The sequence below is a fragment of the Actinoalloteichus spitiensis RMV-1378 genome, assembly GCF_000239155.1.
GTDB lineage: Bacteria > Actinomycetota > Actinomycetes > Mycobacteriales > Pseudonocardiaceae > Actinoalloteichus_B > Actinoalloteichus_B spitiensis.
In genome coordinates this window covers 12,211-29,949 of sequence record NZ_AGVX02000067.1, presented here as the reverse complement: position 1 = coordinate 29,949, position 17,739 = coordinate 12,211, and the positions used below count along the sequence as shown (strand labels likewise).

General features: G+C 70.6%; 8 protein-coding genes. 2 read left to right on the top strand and 6 right to left on the bottom strand.

Annotated features, from left to right (window positions below; translation table 11 throughout):
- The coding region (locus ACTIDRAF_RS0203405; protein ID WP_211215263.1) for an alpha/beta hydrolase at nucleotides 1–1,533 on the top strand (1,533 nt) is incomplete at its 5' end.
- A gap of 280 nt (nucleotides 1,534–1,813) precedes the next feature.
- Entirely contained in the window at nucleotides 1,814–2,425 is a 612-nt protein-coding gene (locus ACTIDRAF_RS0203400; protein WP_425359116.1) for a very short patch repair endonuclease, read from the top strand.
- A 153-nt stretch (nucleotides 2,426–2,578) separates the two neighbouring features.
- On the opposite strand, the gene ACTIDRAF_RS27045 is transcribed toward ACTIDRAF_RS0203400, so the two are convergent.
- The 6 genes from ACTIDRAF_RS27045 to drmD form a co-directional block, all read right to left on the bottom strand.
- The gene (locus ACTIDRAF_RS27045; protein ID WP_016697313.1) at nucleotides 2,579–3,883 is read right to left on the bottom strand and encodes a DNA sulfur modification protein DndB; all 1,305 of its coding nucleotides are present in this window, start codon (nucleotides 3,881–3,883) and stop codon (nucleotides 2,579–2,581) included.
- Between the two features lie 155 nt (nucleotides 3,884–4,038).
- Nucleotides 4,039–4,764 (bottom strand): DISARM system phospholipase D-like protein DrmC, encoded by a 726-nt coding sequence (drmC, locus tag ACTIDRAF_RS0203390; protein WP_016697312.1) that lies wholly within the window; start codon nucleotides 4,762–4,764, stop codon nucleotides 4,039–4,041.
- A complete protein-coding gene (drmB, locus tag ACTIDRAF_RS0203385; RefSeq protein WP_016697310.1) occupies nucleotides 4,739–6,796 on the bottom strand; it encodes a DUF1998 domain-containing protein in 2,058 nt (685 codons plus the stop codon). Before drmB ends, drmC begins: the two co-directional genes overlap by 26 nt.
- A gap of 2 nt (nucleotides 6,797–6,798) precedes the next feature.
- The gene (gene drmA, locus ACTIDRAF_RS0203380) at nucleotides 6,799–10,485 is read right to left on the bottom strand and encodes a DISARM system helicase DrmA (protein ID WP_016697309.1); all 3,687 of its coding nucleotides are present in this window, start codon (nucleotides 10,483–10,485) and stop codon (nucleotides 6,799–6,801) included.
- On the bottom strand, nucleotides 10,482–14,471 hold the full coding sequence (locus ACTIDRAF_RS0203375; protein WP_039785598.1) for an Eco57I restriction-modification methylase domain-containing protein: 3,990 nt from the start codon (nucleotides 14,469–14,471) through the stop codon (nucleotides 10,482–10,484). Before ACTIDRAF_RS0203375 ends, drmA begins: the two co-directional genes overlap by 4 nt.
- Nucleotides 14,468–17,701, bottom strand: a complete 3,234-nt coding sequence (gene drmD / locus ACTIDRAF_RS0203370) for a DISARM system SNF2-like helicase DrmD (RefSeq protein ID WP_245533429.1) — start codon at nucleotides 17,699–17,701, stop codon at nucleotides 14,468–14,470. The genes ACTIDRAF_RS0203375 and drmD overlap by 4 nt, the downstream gene beginning before the upstream one ends.
- Nucleotides 17,702–17,739 lie beyond the last annotated feature (38 nt).

The following is a 17,739-nucleotide window of genomic DNA, read 5'->3' as shown; positions in this document are numbered from 1 at the left end:
GCGACGACCGCGCTACTCGTGCCACTCGCCGGCTGCGTCGCCCCGGAATCCGAACCGTCCGCCCCTCCCACCTCGCCAACACCCTCCGGTCCTGAGGCGTTCCACGACCAGGAACTCGCCTGGGAGGAGTGCGACGAGTACGCGACGACCTCCACCGAGTCCAGCGTCTACGCCCTCAGCGACGGGTTGGAGTGCGCGCGCCTCGAGGTGCCGCTGGACTACGACGAACCCGGCGGCCGGACCATCCACGTCGCCGTCCTACGGCTGCCCGCCTCCGGCGACGCGGTGGGCTCACTGGTGACCAACCCCGGCGGGCCAGGCGGATCGGGACTGTTCGGCGCCGCCTTCGCGGCGCTGACGCTCAAGGACAGCCCGTTGACCGAACGGTTCGACCTGGTGGGCCTCGACCCGCGTGGCGTGGGCGCCTCGACCCCCGCGATCGACTGCTACTCCGACGAGGAGGCCGACCGCGGCGCGGTCCCCCTCACCGCGCAGGGCACGACGGCCCAGTTCACCGAGGAGGACACCCGACGGCTGGTCGAGCGGTGCGCGGAAGGCTCCGGGGGGCTCGACGTCCTCGCCCACGTCGGCACCCGGGACGCGGCCCGCGACATCGACGTGCTGCGCGCCGTCCTCGGCGACGACGAACTCACCTTCCTGGGGCAGAGCTACGGAACCCGCCTCGGCGCGGTGTACGCCGAACAGTTCCCCCAGAACGTGCGGGCCATGCTGCTGGACGGCGCCGGTGACCCCACACAGGGCACCGTCGAACGGCGGGTCAGCGCCTACGCCGGATTCCAGGCCGCCTTCGACCGCATGGCCGCGCGCTGCGCCGAGCGGGAGGACTGCCCGCTCGGTCCCGACCCGGACCGAGCCACCGAGGTGTTCCAGGACCTCGTCCAGCCGTTGTACGACGACCCCGTGCCCGCGCTCGACGCGGAACTCGGCTTCGACGAGGCCATCGGAGGCGTCATCACCGGCCTGTACACCGAGGACGCGTGGCCCCGGATCATCGCGGGAATCGCCGAGATCGAGGACGGACGGGGCGACGAGCTGCTCCAGATGAACCACGACTTCGGCGGCCGCGACCCGGAGGGCCGCTGGACGAACTTCGCCGAGGCCAACTACGCCATCAACTGCCTGGACGAGGACCGGCTCACCCCGGAGGAAGGTGGACGGCTGCGCACCGCGATCCACGAGGCCGCGCCCTTCATGGACCCCGGCGTCGACGTCACCGGCGGAGCCCGCGACACCTGTGAGCACTGGCCCGCCGAACCGAACCTCGGGTTCCCCTACGCCCAGGACATCGAGGGGCTGCCCGACACCCTCGTCGTCTCCATCACCGGCGACCCGACCACGCCCCACGCCGGAGCCCAGGTGCTCGCCGACAGCCTCGGCAGCGCGCTGCTCACCGTCGAAGGGGAGGGGCACGGCATCGTCAACCTGGGAACGAATCCCTGCGTCGACGAGATCGCCGCCGAGTACCTGATCAACCTCCAGGTGCCAGCGGAAGGCGCCACCTGCTCCCTGTGACGCGGGTGCGCGGTCCTGACGGGTGCCCGCCAGTTGGTTGGCTGCCGGTCGCTGTTCACTGGACCGGTGAGGGGTGCGAGGGCGCTGGCCTGCCTCGGACGTGCCAGGAGCAGCACGGGCTGGTCGGCCCGGCCGCAGGCGTGGGGCGCCGTGCCAGCCACACAGGTCGGAGGCCAACCCGGACCAGGCCGTTGGTGGCGGTTGTTCGTCCGATCCGCTGGTTCCCGACGGGGGTGTCGGAACCCCGCGATAACGTCGAATCGACGAGAGGTGGTGTTCGGTGGCGAACAGCCGCGGCGGATCCAGCGCAGGCGCGGCTCCGCGCGGAACCGGCCCGAGGCCCGAGGGCCCGGCACCAACGAGGGGACCAGTTCCTCGAGAACTGCCTGACGGGCGGATCCGCACCTCAGCGAGCACGGCCTACCAGTACGTCAGCCCAGGGCCCACTCCCCACGCGAGTTCCGAGGCAGTCACGAGGGTGATGCGCGGGACGGGGCGCAGGGACACCCAGCCAGAGTTGCGGCTGCGCAGCGCCTTGCACCGTCGCGGGCTGCGTTTCCTGGTGGACGCCGTGGCAGAGGGGGCGAACAAGCGGCGCCGCGTTGATGTGCTGTTGCGGGGGGCGCGGATCGCCGTCTTCGTGGACGGTTGCTTCTGGCACGCCTGCCCGGAGCACGGTCATCTCCCGATGACCAACCAGCAGTGGTGGCGGCGCAAGCTGGAGGGCGTGGTCCGGCGCGATCGGGACACCGACCTCGAGCTCGCGGCAGCGGGGTGGCTCGTCATCCGCGTTTGGGAGCACCAGGACCTCGACCGTGCGGCTGGCGAGATCGCGCGGCTGGTGCGCCAACGCCGCGGGGCCCGACGTCCTCGCTCAGCGCGCCCCCACTGACCCACCGCTGCGGCGGGAGGGCTCACGAAAGGCTGTGGAGCAGCGCGGCACGCTGCTCCACAGCCGATGCCGGACCGGGTTCGGCGCCGTGTGTCGCACCGGGGTGCGACTCGCTCCCCACCTGACGGGAGTGGTCGCCGTGCGGAGGAGGGGTCACCACCCCCGGATCTTGCGGCCGTACTCGGTGTCGGGGTGCAGCAGTGCGTCAGCGACCCGGCCACCGGAGTCTTTGGCGCCGCCACCGAAGTTGAGCACGCCGTTGGCGTTGGCGCTGGCCGCGACGCCGTCCCAGTAACGCGCTTCCCGCTCCCAACGCACGGACGAGAGCAGTCCGGAGAGTTCCTCGACCGAGAGCGGCCGGCCCGACGCGGACCAACCGGTGGCTTGGTGAACGGCGATCCCCAATCCCGCGAGGACCGCGGGTGCGGAGACGGCGTTGCGGGCTGAGAACTGCGGGTACAGCTCGCTGAGGACAGCCGCGAGAACGGGCACCAGGCGCTCCTCCGCCTGGCGGACCGAGATGCCGGGCGGCATGTCGCCCTCGTGGACGGTGGAGGAGGACAGGCTGAGCCCAGTTCGGCCGTGCAGCGCGGTGATCACCAGCACGCGCAGGGCGGAGAGGGTGACGAGTTCGGGGTCCCGCTTCGTCAGCTGCCGTTTGCGGCTTTGGACGAACTTGCTGAAGGGAACGATCCGCCCCTCGTGTTCCACCTTGACCGCAGCCGCGACGCGGTGGGCGAGTTGGGTACCTATGTCGCGTTGGTCCATGGACATGGCGAGGTTCTTCGCGACAGGGACTCCCTCGACGTTGCGGTCGTAGAAGATCTGCCGGGCATCCTCGACGCTCAGACCGAAGTACAGCTCGAACGGGACGCGTACGCCGTTCAGCCTCTGGTGGGAGCAGTCGAAGTCCCCTGGGGCGTCGTACAACTCGTGCCACGCGGTGACCTGCGTCTCCCCATCGATCGCCACGACCGGCGAACCAGCGGTCACGGAGATGGTGCGGATACCGGTTCCTGGCACGAGCTCGTCGCTCAGCGCGCCGGGCTCGCCGTCCAGCCACAAGGTGATCGGCGGCGTCGACCACGCCGCACCGTGATCACCGTTGACCCCGGACGCGATGTACGAAGCGTACGAGGTGACGTTGCGCCCCTTCTGCGACGCCTTCAGCATGCGTTGCACCAGGCCGCGCACCTCCGCGTGCCGTCGGACCACACCAGGTGCGTGCTTCAACGCCCGAGCGTTCTCCTCGGTCTTCGGGGAAGGGACGAGCTGCAGGAGGGTTGGTAAGCCCATCGTGCCGATGACGGCGTTGGGGCGGAACGGGATGACCGTCAGTGAGATCCCCTCAGCAGCGCTGGTGGGCATGGACATGATCATGGCGGAGTCCTTTTCGGTGGATCGGAACTGGTTGATCGCCGGAACGATGTCGGTGGGGTCGCGGAGGAACGCCGTCAACTCCAGCGGGGCAGCGAGACCATCGTGCCGCGCTCCCGTGGCCCGGCTCGGGGATCGCGCAGGCGTGAGGGGCGTCAGGCGCGACCGAGGACCGCCCTCGGCCCGCTGCGCGCACGCCGATCGGCCGGGCCGTGCGGTGGCAGGCGCGTGGCTTGTCACCGCACCACCTCGAAGAGGTCGTCTTCGAGGTCGCGCACCTGGCGTTCCACCGCCTCGGCGAGGTTGCGGTCGTCCAGGAGCACCCCGAACTCCACGTTCCCGTTCTCCGCGCTCCAGGACAGGTTCGCGCTCGTCACGAGGAGGAACCGGTGGTCGACGACCAGGAACTTGGCGTGGTTCCGCGTCATCCTCCCGTCGAACACGGTCGTGCGGAGCACCACGGCGGGCGACAGGTGCGCCGCGATGTCGTGCGCGGTGGGAGCGCTCTGCTCCGCGGCGGATGTGTCGATGTACACGCGCACCGCCACTCCGGGGCGCCGCGCGGCTCCGCGCAGGGCGTTCCACAGCCCGGAGGTGCGTTGGAAGTTGAAGGTCGAGCAGGTGACGGACTGGCGGGCCCGGTCCACCAGGTGCGGGAGCGAGGTCGTCAGCGGACCGCTGCGGGCGAGGTGGCCAGGCGTGGTCCACAGCGGTGTCGCCGCGGACGGTGTCGACCTGGCCCCCTCGATCGCACGCAATACCGCGATCCGCGAGGCCGGGGCGGTGTCCCGCAGCAGGGCGCCCACCTCCGCGCGACGACCGGAGGGGACCGCTCGCACGGCGCTGGTGAGCGTGTACCCCTTGGTGAGGCGGTCAGCGAGCTGGCCGGCCTCCGTGCCCGTGAGACGCAGCCCGAGGGCACGGGCCGCGTCCTGGTCACCCGGGGAGGCCGAAGAAGCCAATGCCGCTCCCCGGTAAGTCGATGAGGAAGCGCCGGTCGAGGAAGCGGTTGGCCCGCTCGCACGACGTCTCCGACGCCATCGCGCAACAGTGGCAGGCAGCGCCGTGGAGGAAGTCCTCCGTGTCCTGCGGGGTGCGCATCCCGCAGACCGGATCGGAGGAACAACGACCCGCGCGGTACAGGGCGCTGGAGACCACCCGGTGCAGCCGCTCGGGCTCGCTCAGCTGGACCAGGCCGCCGAGGGTGCCGTCGCTGTCGGGGGCTGTGGTGCAGATCAGCAGACCAGCTGCTGGCGGCCTGCCGTCGGACCCTGGCCAGGCGTACAGGCGTTCGGACAGGCTGGCGGCGGAGTAACCGCACTCCAGCGCCATCTCGCGGATCAGGACGTGCGCCAGGGTGTGCACCAGCCAGTACCGTGGTGGTCGGAGGCGATCTTCGGCGTCCACGGGCCCGGCGGTGTCGGAGGTGCGCGACTCGAAGTTGCGGCGGTGCGCCGCGCGATGGGCGAGCCAGAGCTGGTCCTGCTCGACCTGCGCCTCCCACGCCGCCACGGCCGGCTCGTCGAGCTGGAGGAAGATGCCCTCGCCCCGGTCCTCGGTGGCGACCGTCCACGCCGGCCGCGCCGCCCGGGCGAGGGGCACCATGCGTTGCGAGAGATCCGCCACTCGGTCCACGTCGTCGATCCGGGTGAAGCCGACCAGGGCGTTGACCTTCCGGAGCCGTTCCACCGCCAGCACGCGGACGATCTCCTTCCGGAGCCCGGGTGCCCGGTCGCGGTGGGACAGCGTCAGACCGCTCGCCTCATCCTCGTGGCCCAAACCGAGGGGGTCCGTGAGCAGGTAGTTCCATTCAGGGACCAGGAGGTCCACCGGGTCCCAGTCCGCACGCCACTTGGCGAGGTCCTCGTCGGACTCGCCCGACGTCAGGGCTTCCCCGAGGGCCTTCGCGAGCTGGTCGTCAGGGATCGCCTCCTCGTCCACGGGCCCGTCCAGCTTGCCGTCCAGCGCGTCGCGCAGACCTTCGAGATCACCGGTGGCCTCGTACTTCTCGAGCCGGTGGGGCTTGCTGGCGAAGGCCACTCGGATCCTGGCGGCGAGGTCGCTGGTCTCCTCGTGCGCGGACCGGGGCATGACGATGATGGACTGCGTCATCGGGAACCACAGGTTCGAGGCACCCACCAGCATCAGGCGCGTCGCGTCGCCGCACCCGTTCAACTCGAACGCGTCCAGGTGCGGGTGCCGGCCCCGGCAGCGCGGCAGTTTGCTCCGCCCAGCATCCCCCTGGGCTTCGTTCATCGGTCGACGGGCCCCGCACGTCGCGCAGTGGATGACGGCGGACGCGCCTTTGCCGGCGGTGCGGTCGACCATCCTTAGCACGGGGAACTCGACCTTGGGGCAGGGGGACCAGTGGTGCACCCACTGGTCGTAGGGGAACTCGTCGAGGTGGCCGTCGACGCAGGCGAGCAGGTAGCGGGCCGGCACCGCGGCACGAGAGGCGTTCTTCCCGCTCCGGCTGCCCGACCTGCCGGGGCACCGTTCGTGCTCGAACCGCGCCTGGTCGGGGCGGTACGGGTGGGTGTTGGTGTAGCCGAAGTGGGAGAGCGGGGCCAGGAGGTCACACCCGGTGCAGCGCATCCACTGCGGGAAGACCCGGGCCGGCACCCCGAGATCATTCCCCTCGCGGGACAGGCCCGTCTTCCTCGGCTGGTTGGGATGCGGTCGCAACCGCACGTTCCGGGAGCGCAACAGCTTGGCCACCACCTCGCGCAGCCGAGGGGCATGGATCTCCGGTGGCGGGTCGACCCGTTTCCGCCACATCCGTTCCCAGTCGTCCAGCCCGGTGGACATGACCGTGAAATGCGGCAGGTCCATGATCGCCCCGGGCCCGTAGTTGTAGAGCAGCGAGGAGGGACGGCCAGACCCGACCTTCGCGTAGTTGTGCTTGCTCGATCTCCCCGCCGCCCGCGTCGCCTCCGCGTCACCCAGCGGGTCGACGGCGGTGTCCGGGTCGTAGAGGAAGCGGTCGTCGGTCATGGTCAGATCTCCGAAGGCGGTTGCCAGCGCGGCGCTCCGGGCGGAGCGGTGTAGAAGAGGTTCTCCTCGACGGGACTCACCAGGATGTTGATCTCTGGTTGGACTTCGCGCATCGAGTTGGCCACCACGAACGGCGGGCTGTTCAGCGTTCCAGCTCGGGACTTCTCGTCCTCGGCGCTGATCATCAACGGTGCCTGGTCCTTTTCGTTGGTCACCCGCTCGTAGACCAGTCTCTGACGACGGTCGGCCAGCGAGCCGTGGCGTTTCTCCCACTGGTCCAACCTGTTGCGGAGGAGGGTCGCGGTCCGGCGCGCCGTGTCCTCGTCCGCCGCGCGCAGCACCCGGCCCACCAGGTCGGCGATGATGTCCGTGACCGCGTCCCGTCGTCGGGTGATGTCGCCCGCGGACTGCTCCGGGGACAGCCCCCGCGCCTCGGCGGCCTCGAGGACCCGGGTGGCGCTGACCAGGACACCGTCCAACCCCCGGTCCAGTGAGGTCGCGGAGAACGGGGTGACGGACAACGCCTCGACCTGGGAGTAGAAGGTCTCGTGGTAATGGCGGAACTGCTCGAAGTGGGCGAGGTCGCGGGGCCGCGCCCAGTTGCCCAGCGTCATGACCAGGCCGGGGCGCGACGGGTCCCGGCCAACCCGGGAGGAGGCCTGGATGTACTCGGCGGTGTTCTTCGGCTGACCGACCACCAGCATCAAGCCGAGCCTGGTGACGTCCACGCCCACCTGGAGCATGGAGGTCGCCAGCACCGCGTCGAACGGGTGGACCTCCCGCGTCGGCACCTGCTTCTTCGCCTGGCGGAGGGCCTGCAGCCGGCGCTTCGCCGCCGTGGAGTCGAAGGACGGGTCGAAGCTGACGGCCAGCTGGTCCAGGGTGTCGGTGATGTCCGCGCTCGCCACCCGCGCGGTCAGCTCGGCAACATGCAACGAACCGAAGTCCGTGCCGGTCCGGCGCGGCAGCGAGGACCAGGGGCGGCGCTTGGCCAGGGCGGTCTGGATGTCGTCGTCCATGTACCGGGCCATGCCGGCGAGCTCCCGCGTCGCACTGAAGTACGCCACGAGCGACATGTACGGGTCGGCCGCCGGCCCGGCGCGGTCCAGCATCAACTGGCCCCCGGCCATGAGCACCTCGGCGACCCGGATCTCGGCCGTGGTCAGCCGCAGCCCCGCCGTCAGCAGGCCGACGTACCGGCGTCCAGGGTGCCGCTCGGAGATCTCCTCCTCCTTCGAGAAGAAGGTCCGGCCGGCGTCGAGCACCTGCGGGGGGAAGATCGTCACGTCCCGCCCGTAAAGGGCTTTCACCTGGTCGACGGCGTTGCGCGCGGTGGCGGTCGAGGCGACGAGCAGCGGGCGGACGAGTTCGCCGCCGGACGCGTGCCAGCTGCTCACCACGTCCACGGCCACCTCGAAGAGACCGACGGTGGTACCGAGAGCGCCGCTGATCAGGTGGAGCTCGTCCTGGATGACGAGGTCCGGCGGGCGGAGGCGGCGCGCGGGGAGCACGGCAGCGGCCGGCAGCCCGCCCTTGGCCTGGTGCCTGCTGCCGTCCTTGATGGAGCAGCCCCGGTAGTCGGCGTGGACGAAACCGTGCCGCTCGCACCGCCGCGACACGTGGCCGAACAGGGAGGCGGCCTCGCCCTCCCTCGCCAACCGGGCGAACTTGTCGACCGTGGCGATCAGGAACGACGGTGTCAGCCGGTAGATCTCCTCGTCGACCGTCAGCACCGGCAGCCCCTCCCGCGCGGAACCTCCCTCCGAGAACGGGCACGTGGCGAGCTCGTCGCCGCAGTGGACGCGTACGCGACGGGACGCTGCGTCCGCCTTCATGTCGCGATCGGTGATCCGGTGTCCGCACCACGGGCAGCGCCGGACCTGCAGGACGGTCAGCCGGTGCCGACCGCCCTGGCTGTTCCGCGCCTGCCTCAACTGTTCCTCGGCCTCGTCGAACCGCTTCGGGCTCACGTCCGTCCCAACCCACAGCCCGATGCGGAACGGCTCGGTGCCCCAGGTCTCCACGTCCGCCAGCCGGGCCACCTCCGCCGCGCAGACGAGCGCCGTGGCCCGTTGGAACTGCTGGGCGGTGAGGAGTCGCAGCGTGTAGCGCATGAGCACGGCCACGCCAGTGCTGCCGTCGAGGGGGCCGTCGGCGGTCTGGAGAATCCCCTGGCGGCGCCGTATCGCGAAGGTGTACGCGGCCAGGCCCAGGTACGCCTCCGTCTTCCCACCACCGGTGGGGAAGAACAGCAGCTGCGCCCTGGGATCGGTGCCGGAACGGCCCTCGTGCTCAGGACAGGTCAGCATGGGCAGCTGCATCAGCACGAAGGCGAGCTGGAAGGTGCGCCACGAGTGCGCCTTCGGTCCCCGCGCGAGCACCGCCGCGCGCGCCTGCGCGATGGTTTCCCGAGGATCGCTCGCCCGCCGCTGCGCGACCTGGGACTGCACCCGCTGATCGGCCATCACCTGGTTCATGAACCGGAAGCAGCGCAGCGCCTCGTCGTCGGAGAGCAGGTGTTCCAGCCCGGCGGCGAGCTGGGCCCGCACCTGCCGTGCTTCCTCGACCAGTTCGACGCCGTCCTCCCGCAGGTGCTCGGGAAGCGCCAGGGCCCTGGCGTGTTCGGCGTCGAGCCACTCCGCGTACCCGTTCACGATCGGCTCGAGGCCGGTGCGCAGTTCCGCCCTGGTCGCGGTGCTGAGCGCCCGCATGTCCAGCAACGCCGCCCCGACCTCCTCGGCGGTGGTCTGCGGCGTCTGCGCGGTCGGCAGCCACGTGGTCCAGACCGCACGGGCGCGCCTGCTCCCCGGGGCGACATCCCAGTCCACCGAGCAGGTGCGGCCGATGGCGAACTCCAACCTGTCCCGGTACTGGAGCCTCAACCTCCGGAGCTCGTCGTCCCGTTCCGCCCGGTCATCGACCAGGCGGTCCGACACCGGCAGGAACGCCTCCTCGCCGGCGGCGTCCAACTCCAGCTTGGTCTGGTACAGCCAGGCGCTCACCGGGATCTTGGACGGCGCCACCCGGTCGTTGCACAGCGCCACCTCGATGAGCCGCCTGCCGGCCTCGGGGTCGTCGTACCGGTCGACGCGGAGGACGACGGTGTCGCGGAGGTGGATGGTCGTGGTGTCCTCGGGGTCGAGCTCGGACACCCGGACCTTCTTCACGAAGGTGATGGGGGTGCGCTTGTACCGCCCGACCTGGCCCTCGTCGGACTTCACCGGCCGGTACTGGCCCCACGACGCCGTCACCGTGATCTCGGCCAGGTCGACGGGCACCTGGCAGCGGAGACCCATCGACGAGGGGATGATCAGGCCGCGCTGCTGCGGCAGGTCCTGGACGTCGTCCTCGTCGGCGCCGGCACCGCTCTCCTCGACGGCGGTGAGCGGAACTCCTCGACTCCCCGCCTCGCCCTCGCCCACGTCGGTGTCGGCCTCGTCCCCGTCCCCGTCCCCGTCCTGGTCCGAATCCGAGGGGGCTGCGTCCCGGGAGGAGAGCTTGAAGGGCGCGATCCTCCCCACCAGGTACGCGACGTCGGGAGGGGCCGCGAGCTCCTCCTCGGGACCGTGCGCCGGTCCGAGGAGTTCCCGTTCGAGGATGTCGACCAGGTTCTCCCGCACGGTCACCGATGTCCCGTCGGGTTCGTGCGCCAGCCGGTACTCCGGCTCGTCCTCGCGCGGTCCGCTCACGCGTCCCCCTCCTCGTCCTCGGTGGCGGGCAGGTCGTGCTGGACGGCGGCGCGACGGTGGTTCTCCTCGAGCAACCGGTCGAGGATCTCGACGCGCGCGGCCGGGCTGACGGTCCAGCGGGTCATTTGCCGGTAGGTGTGGAACCCGTGCTCGAGCGGCACGTCGTCCCAGCCGTAGGCCGCCAGCACGGCCCGGTCGAGCTCCACGTGGATCTCCCGCATCCGCGCCACGTCGGGATCGGCCGCGTCAGCGATCGATGGGTCGTTCACCAGGTTGTAGAGCTTGGTCAACCCGAGCTGGCGCCGCAGCATGATCTCCCGCCGCTCGGTGTCCAACGCGCGACCGACCTCCTCCAGCCGAGCGGTGGCCTTCGGCCGGGGGAACGTCTCGAACACGTCCGAGGGCGTGTAAGTCGGATCAATCCGCATTGTTGTGCCGAACTTGATGACCCAGGATTGGTGGGCGCTACTCGAAAGCGTCGCCTGGTCCCCGTACGAATTGAGTGCGAATACTACGAGTTTTTCGTGAAATGTCGGTCCTGTGTTGATGCGAACTGGCGCTACCGTCTTGCTGACTCGCGCGATGACGAGTACCTCGTCCAGCTGTGACGTGGCCCGCCTCATCTCGGGGGCGCCCCTAGTGAATAGCCACCAAATTTCGCGCCTCTGCTTGTTCTTGTTCTGAGACCTCTCCGGTTTCACTCTTTCCTCAACCCGGGTGAAGGGAATCGGATAAGCCTTGGCTTCCTCTTTCTTTCGATTGCGGAAGTCGATCACCCAGCGGGATGGGGAGGTGTCCGGGCGGGAGTTGAGGTCCTCACCGTTCAGGTAGGGGAACAGCACCTCGGTGTTCCTGGGGTCGGCCTCGATCCAGGCCGCCGCTTCCTCCGGCTCCAGCACGAACCCCATGCCCAGCACGTTGCACCCCTGAAAGGCGATTCCCGCGTTCTCCGTGAGCCGGACCGGCGGCCCCTCCACGCGGCCGGCGGGCTCCAGCAGGGTGGAGATGCGGCTCACCGCGACCCCGTCGGCCACCCGGGGGACCTCGTCCGGGACGGCTTGCCGCGTCCCCCACACCGCCGCGTACTCGAGGTTGGCGCTGGCGGCGGGCCAGGAGCGGCTCTGGATCGCGCGGGTGATCGTGAAACCACTGGCGACCACCTGGTCGAGGCCGACCTCCCGGGTGTCCCCCTGGGCGATGGTGTTGGTGGCGATGAGGCCGAGCTTGCCGCCCGGTCTGAGCAGGGACATCGCCCGCAGGAGGAAGTAGCCGACGAGGTCGGCGCTTCCCTTCCGCCCGTTCGCGAGGACGTTGACGAACCAGTCCCGGACGTTGGTGCCCATTGTGCCGGAGATCTTCTGGCCGCCCAGGAACGGGGGGTTGCCGACGATGGCGTCGAAGCCGCGCTGTCCCACCACGTCGGGGACCATCACGGGCCAGTGCAGCGGCTTCCAGCGGTCGTAGTCGGTGTCCACGGTCGGCGTCAGGCCGTCCTCGAGGACCTTCTCCAGTTCGGTCCGGCCCCCACCTGGTACGTAGGCGGTGCCGAGACGTGTGCGAAGGAGCTCGTACTCGGCGCTCAGCTTCTTGCCCGGCTTGCCGCCGTGCCGCAGCCCGGCGGCGATCACGGCGTCGCCGATCTCGTTCAGGCGTGCGACCAGCCTGCCGTAGTCACGCCACTGACGCCGCTTGGTGGTCGCGGACCGCTGGGGGTCGAGGTTGTCGACCTCGCTGGCGAGCCTCCTCCTCAGGTCGGCCGCCTCGGCGAGGGTGTCCTCCACATCGGCCTGGAACAGGGGGAGCTGGTCGGCCTGGTCGGCATTGATGTGCTGCGATTCGATCTGGCGGACGTCGGTGACGCCGAGCAGCGAGTTCCCGTGCAGCACCTTGTCGTCCACGAAGGAGAACGGCAGTTTCGGGTCCAGCGACACCAGCCACAGCGAGAGCTTGCACATCTCCACGGCCATGCCGTTGATGTCCGCGCCGAAGAGGCAGGTGGCCACCACCGTCCGGAGCGCGCGGACCTCCTGTTCCTGCGGCGTGCCGATGGCGACGTCCTCCCGGCGCCACGCCTCGACCAGCCGGGCGGCGAGGTAGCGGGCGGCGGCGACCAGGAACGCGCCCGATCCGCAGGCGATGTCGGCGACCTTGAGCCGGAGGATGTGGTCCGACGACACGGGCACCCACGCGCCACGGTCGGCGGTCTGGTGCGGTCCCGGCTTGTAGACCAGCGGTTCCAGTGCGTGCAGCACCACCTCCTCGGCGAGCGATCTGGGGGTGTAGTGCGCGCCGGCTGAGGCCCGGGACGCCGTTTCCACCACGAGGACGCCACCCGGTTCGACGACCAGCGGCCGGTTGCGCAGGTCCCGGCGGAGCAACGCCGTGAACGGCCGCAGCCGCTCTCGGAGCCGCGCGTTCGAGGTGACCGACCGCAGCGCCCGTTCCGCGTCCTCGACCTCCGGGCTCACCCGCAGGGCCTTGGCCAGCGCCGGCCGGGAGGGTGGGGTGGCGGCGGGCTGGTTCTGCTTGACCCAGGCCAGGATGGCGTCCGCGAGGGCGGTCTCCGTCGTCGTGGTCTCGGCGAGGGACTCCAGGACGGCCAGGGGGATCTCGGGTTCCTCGCCCTCCTTTCCGATGAGCCCGACGACCACCTCGTCGACCTCGGCGCAGGAGTACCCGAGCAGGCCCTCGTAGACGTAGCCGATCTGTTCGACGTCGATGTCCCGGAAGGAGATGCGCCGCGCGGGTTGCCCCTTGAGCTTGGCCACCTGGACGGCGCGCAGCACCTCCAGCATCACCCGGTCGGACACGGTGATCGCCAGCGCCCCACCGGGCCGTCGGGCGCTGAGGAAGGGGAAGCGGTTCGGGTCGAACAGCGAGCCGCCGTAGGACGGCAGGCGGACGTCGTCGAACGAGGCGCCGTGGTACAGGGCGCGGGAGGTGGCGAGCAGCCGGTGCCAGGTCAGGTAGGTGCCGTCGAGCGCTTCGGCGCCCTCCTCCTGCGACCGCGCGTCGAGGACGTCGAGTTCGCCGCTGACACCGTAGCCGGCGGAGAACAGCGCGCCCTGGGGCAGCAGGCCGCGTTCCTCGGCGAAGAGCAGGAACACGACCCGCATCATCACCGTCACGGCCGCCTCGTACACCTCGGCCCGGTCCGGGGGGAGGGGGTCGTGGTCGGTGTGCAGCGCCGCCTCCGACAACGCCTGCACGAGGAGTTCGACGGCGCGGCGGACCTGGGTGCCGAGGGCTTCGGTGATCTCCTCGGCGGCGGCGACCGACTCGCGGAACAATTCGGTCAGCCGGTCCTCGGGGTCGCCCCCGACCAGCCTGCGCCGTTGGAGCAGTTCGATCAGCGCGTTCCGGGTCTGCGGTTCCTCGGTCCAGGTGTGCGCGTCCACCACGCCGGAGGCGGTCAGGGAATTCCTGCGGACGCTGACGACCGCCCACCAGCGCCCGTCGGTGACCACGCCGATCGGGGCGGCGGACGCGCGGAGCATCTCCTCCATCCGGTCCACGGGCGAGGAGGCCCAGCCGTCCTCGAGGAGGTCGCGCAGCGAGTCGACCGGGTCGACCACGAGGACGAGCGCCGCCGTGGTGTCGTCGTGGACCAGCGCGCCGGAGGCCCGGACGGACACCCGGTGGTCGGGGGAGCGGACCTCGACCTCGGAGCCCTCCTGGTAGGAGTCGCCCCATCCGAGGACGTCACGCAGGACGGTGCCCACCCACGCGTCGCGGTCGACGCGGTACAGGTCCAGGACGGCTGGGTCGTCCCGGTGGAGGTCCCACTCCTCCCACACCTTGTCGAAGGCGGGCTTGGCGTCCCTGATCCTCGTCAACACCGACGCGTCGGGCGCGGGCATCCCCTGCGGCCACACCCGCTTCAGCGCGGGAACGGCGAGGAAGGGACCGTCCACGTCCACCAGTTCGAGCCACCGCCGGTGGAGGTCGGCTCCGGTGGGGATGGCCCTGCGGTTCGTCCTCCTCATGCGCGCGCCTCCCATGCCGCCGCGTCGGACGGGGTCAGCGCGAACACGAGCGCAGCCGCCGAGACGTGCGGTCGGATGTCCCGGTAGCGGTCCTCGATCGCGGACACCTCACGTCGTTCCTCCTCGTCCAACCCCGCCAGCCTGTCCTCCATCCCGCGGAGGTCGCGGTACCGCTGGGCCTGCTGGTCGTCGGTGAACAGCATCTCCTCTTCGGCTCGGATCTCCCGCGCCAACCGTTCGCGGGATTCCCGGAGGTTCAGGCGGAACGCTTCGAAGATTTCCCGCACCCGGGTGATGTCGGCGTCGCGTCGCACGTGCAGATCACCGGTGACCTGGTTCTTCCGGGTCTCGGCCTTCCCGGCGATCGCGTTCCGCAGGCGAGCGCGCAGCCGGGACCCCTCGGCGCTCCACAGCTCGCTCAACGCGGTGCGCACGTCCTCCCCGGCCAGGCGCAGGTCCTCCGCGTCGAGGGCCGTGTCCAGCACGCCCTCCACCTTCGCCTCGGCCATCGTGTTGCCGTGCAAACGGATGCCGGTGAGGAAGACCTCCTCGTGGAGGCGCAGGCCGCCGCGGCCGACCAGGACCAGGCGGGCCATGGCGGCGGCGCACGATTCGGGCAGCTCGGGGGTGACGACCGCCGTCACCCGGCGCACGGGGGAGTCGACGCTGAACAGCGCGCTCCGCAGCACTCTGGTCGCCCGTTGCATCAGCGCGTGGCCGAGGTGGATGTGCACCAGGTCGGACCGGCCGCGCGCGGCCTGGTCGTCGAAGGTGATCGGCCGGGGTTCCCCCGGCTCCAGACGGGTGTCCAGGCCACGCATCGCCCGCTGCCACGCGACGCCCACGTTCGGGACGGTGAACACGGGTGCCTCGGTGTCCTGGGCGAAGGAGTGGTCGGGGACCAACGGTGGCTGCGCGGTGAGGGCCAGGGCCGTGTCCACCACGCGGCGGGCGTTGGCCGGCGTCAGGTGCATCGCCGACTTCCGCTGTTCGTAGGTCCTGGACAGTTCGGTGAGCCTGCGGTTGAGCTCCCGTCCACCCGCGAGGGCCCGGTTGATGACGGTGCCGCCGTCGTCCGGCGTCGGCCGCGGCGCCCTGCGGCGCCCCTCGGACGGAGCGAAGTGGTCGCGGACGTCCAGGTCCACGACCTGGTTGACCGAACCGAGGTCGGCGGCCACGGTTCCGATCTTGGTCGCGATCCGATCAACGAGGAACCGGGCGTCCCTGGCGTACGGGCCGGTGGGGGAGGCCGGGACGAACTGGTGGACCTGCGGGGTCTCCCGCTGCCCGTACCGGTCGATGCGGCCGATCCGCTGTTCGAGTCGGGACGGGTTGAAGGGGATGTCGAAGTTGACGAGCCGGTGGCAGTGGTCCTGCAGGTCGATGCCCTCGCCGGCGGAATCCGTCGCCACCAGCACCCGGACCGGGTGCTTCGAGGGGTCCGAGGTGAACCGGGCGCGGACCAGTTCCCGCTCGTCGGTGGGTGTCGAGCCCCGGATGGTGGCGAGGACGTCGCCGTACCCGCGTTGGACCAGGATGCCGGCGATCCACTCCAGGGTCTGCGCGTACTCGGTGAAGACCACCACGCGTTCGCGGGTCCACGTCCGGCCGTCCGGTCGGCACACCGAGTCGAGGAACTGGACCAACGCTTCCAGTTTCGAGTCCGGCCGGTGCTCGAAACCCTCGCCCCAGGCGATCAGCGTGTCGATCTCCGCGCTGGTCGCGGCCACGAGCGAATCGGGCCGTTTGCTGCGTCGCAGGGCGGTGAACTCCGGGTTCTCCGGGTGGCCCTCCTCCTCGTCGGACTGGCCGCTCCCGAGCACCTCGGCGTAGTACTGGTCCTCGTCGTCGACGCGGATGTCCTTCTCGGCGTCGGGCTCCCGCACGTACGACCCCAGGGTGCGGGCGAAGGACCACGGGCTCGACAGGAGCCGTTTCTTCAGCAGCATCGACACCAGATGGCCGGTGGGGCCGTTCCCGTTGGCGCGGGCGCTCGCCGTGAGGATCCGGTCGAGCAGCGCGAAGTGCTCCTCCTCGTCCTCGGAGGGGGTGAAGGAGATCTGCTTCAGCTCTCGCGCGCGGAACCCCTTCTCCGGGAGTTCGGCTTTCAACCGGCGTACGGTGACGTCCCGCAGGGCCCGCTCGTCGAGGTTCGCACCCCGGGTGAACCGGCGGCTGTCGATCATTTCCAGCAGTGCGGTGAACGACTCCGAGTACCCGTTGTGCGGGGTCGCGCTCAGGAACAGCCGGTGCTCGCACTTCTCGGCCAGCCGCGTCGTCGCCTTCGTGCGTTCGCTGTCGACGGCGTAACCCCGTCCACCGGGGGCCGTGGTCGGGCTGGCGGGTGCCACGTGGTGCGCCTCGTCGACCACCAGGACGTCGAAGGCGAAGCGCCGGGCGGACCCGGTGTCGGCGACGTCGGAGAACACGTCCCGGAGGAGTCGCTGCGCCCGGAGCGAGGGCAACCACGACATGCTGACGATCACCCTCGGGAACAAGCGGAACGGGTTCGCGGCGAGCCCGTGGCTGCGGCGGACCTCGGCCATCAGCGCGCTGTTGACGATGACGAAGTCGAGGCCGAACTTCTCCCGCATCTCGTCCTGCCACTTCAGCGCCAGGCTCGGCGGGCAGACGATGACCACGGTCCGGGCGCGGTGCCGCAGCAGCAGCTCCTGGACGACGAGACCGGCTTCGATGGTCTTGCCCAGGCCCACGTCGTCCGCGAGCAGCAGGTTCGTCCTCGACGACTGGAGGGCGCGACGGAGCGGTTCGAGCTGGTAGGCCTCCACGTTCGCACCGCTGCGGAAGGGCGCCTGGTAGGAGTCGGGGTCCGCCGACGTCACCGCTCCCCAGCGCACCGCGTCCACGAAGGCGGCCAGCGTCGTCGGGTCGTCGAACCCGTTGGGGCCGATCTCCTCGGGCAGGCCCTGGTCCGGCGCGACGGTGTGCCCCACCTCGAGTTCCCACACCACGGTGAGTTCCTGACCGAGCCGGTCCTCCTCCAGGGACTGGAGGCTGACCGCATGGGACAGACCGGCCGTAGTCTCGTCCGCCGGGCTGCGCGGCAGCCCCTGCTGCCGTACCGACGACACCGCCCAGGTGGAACCGCGGACGTTGACCACCTGTCCGGGCTCCGGCACGGGCGGAACGGCCGTTGCCTCCACCGGGTCATCCGACACGAGCACCACGTGCTGTTCCCCTCTCCCCGAGGCCCTCGAAATCATCATCATGCAGCCAGCTGGCGCCGGAGCTGATCACCGGGGTAGAC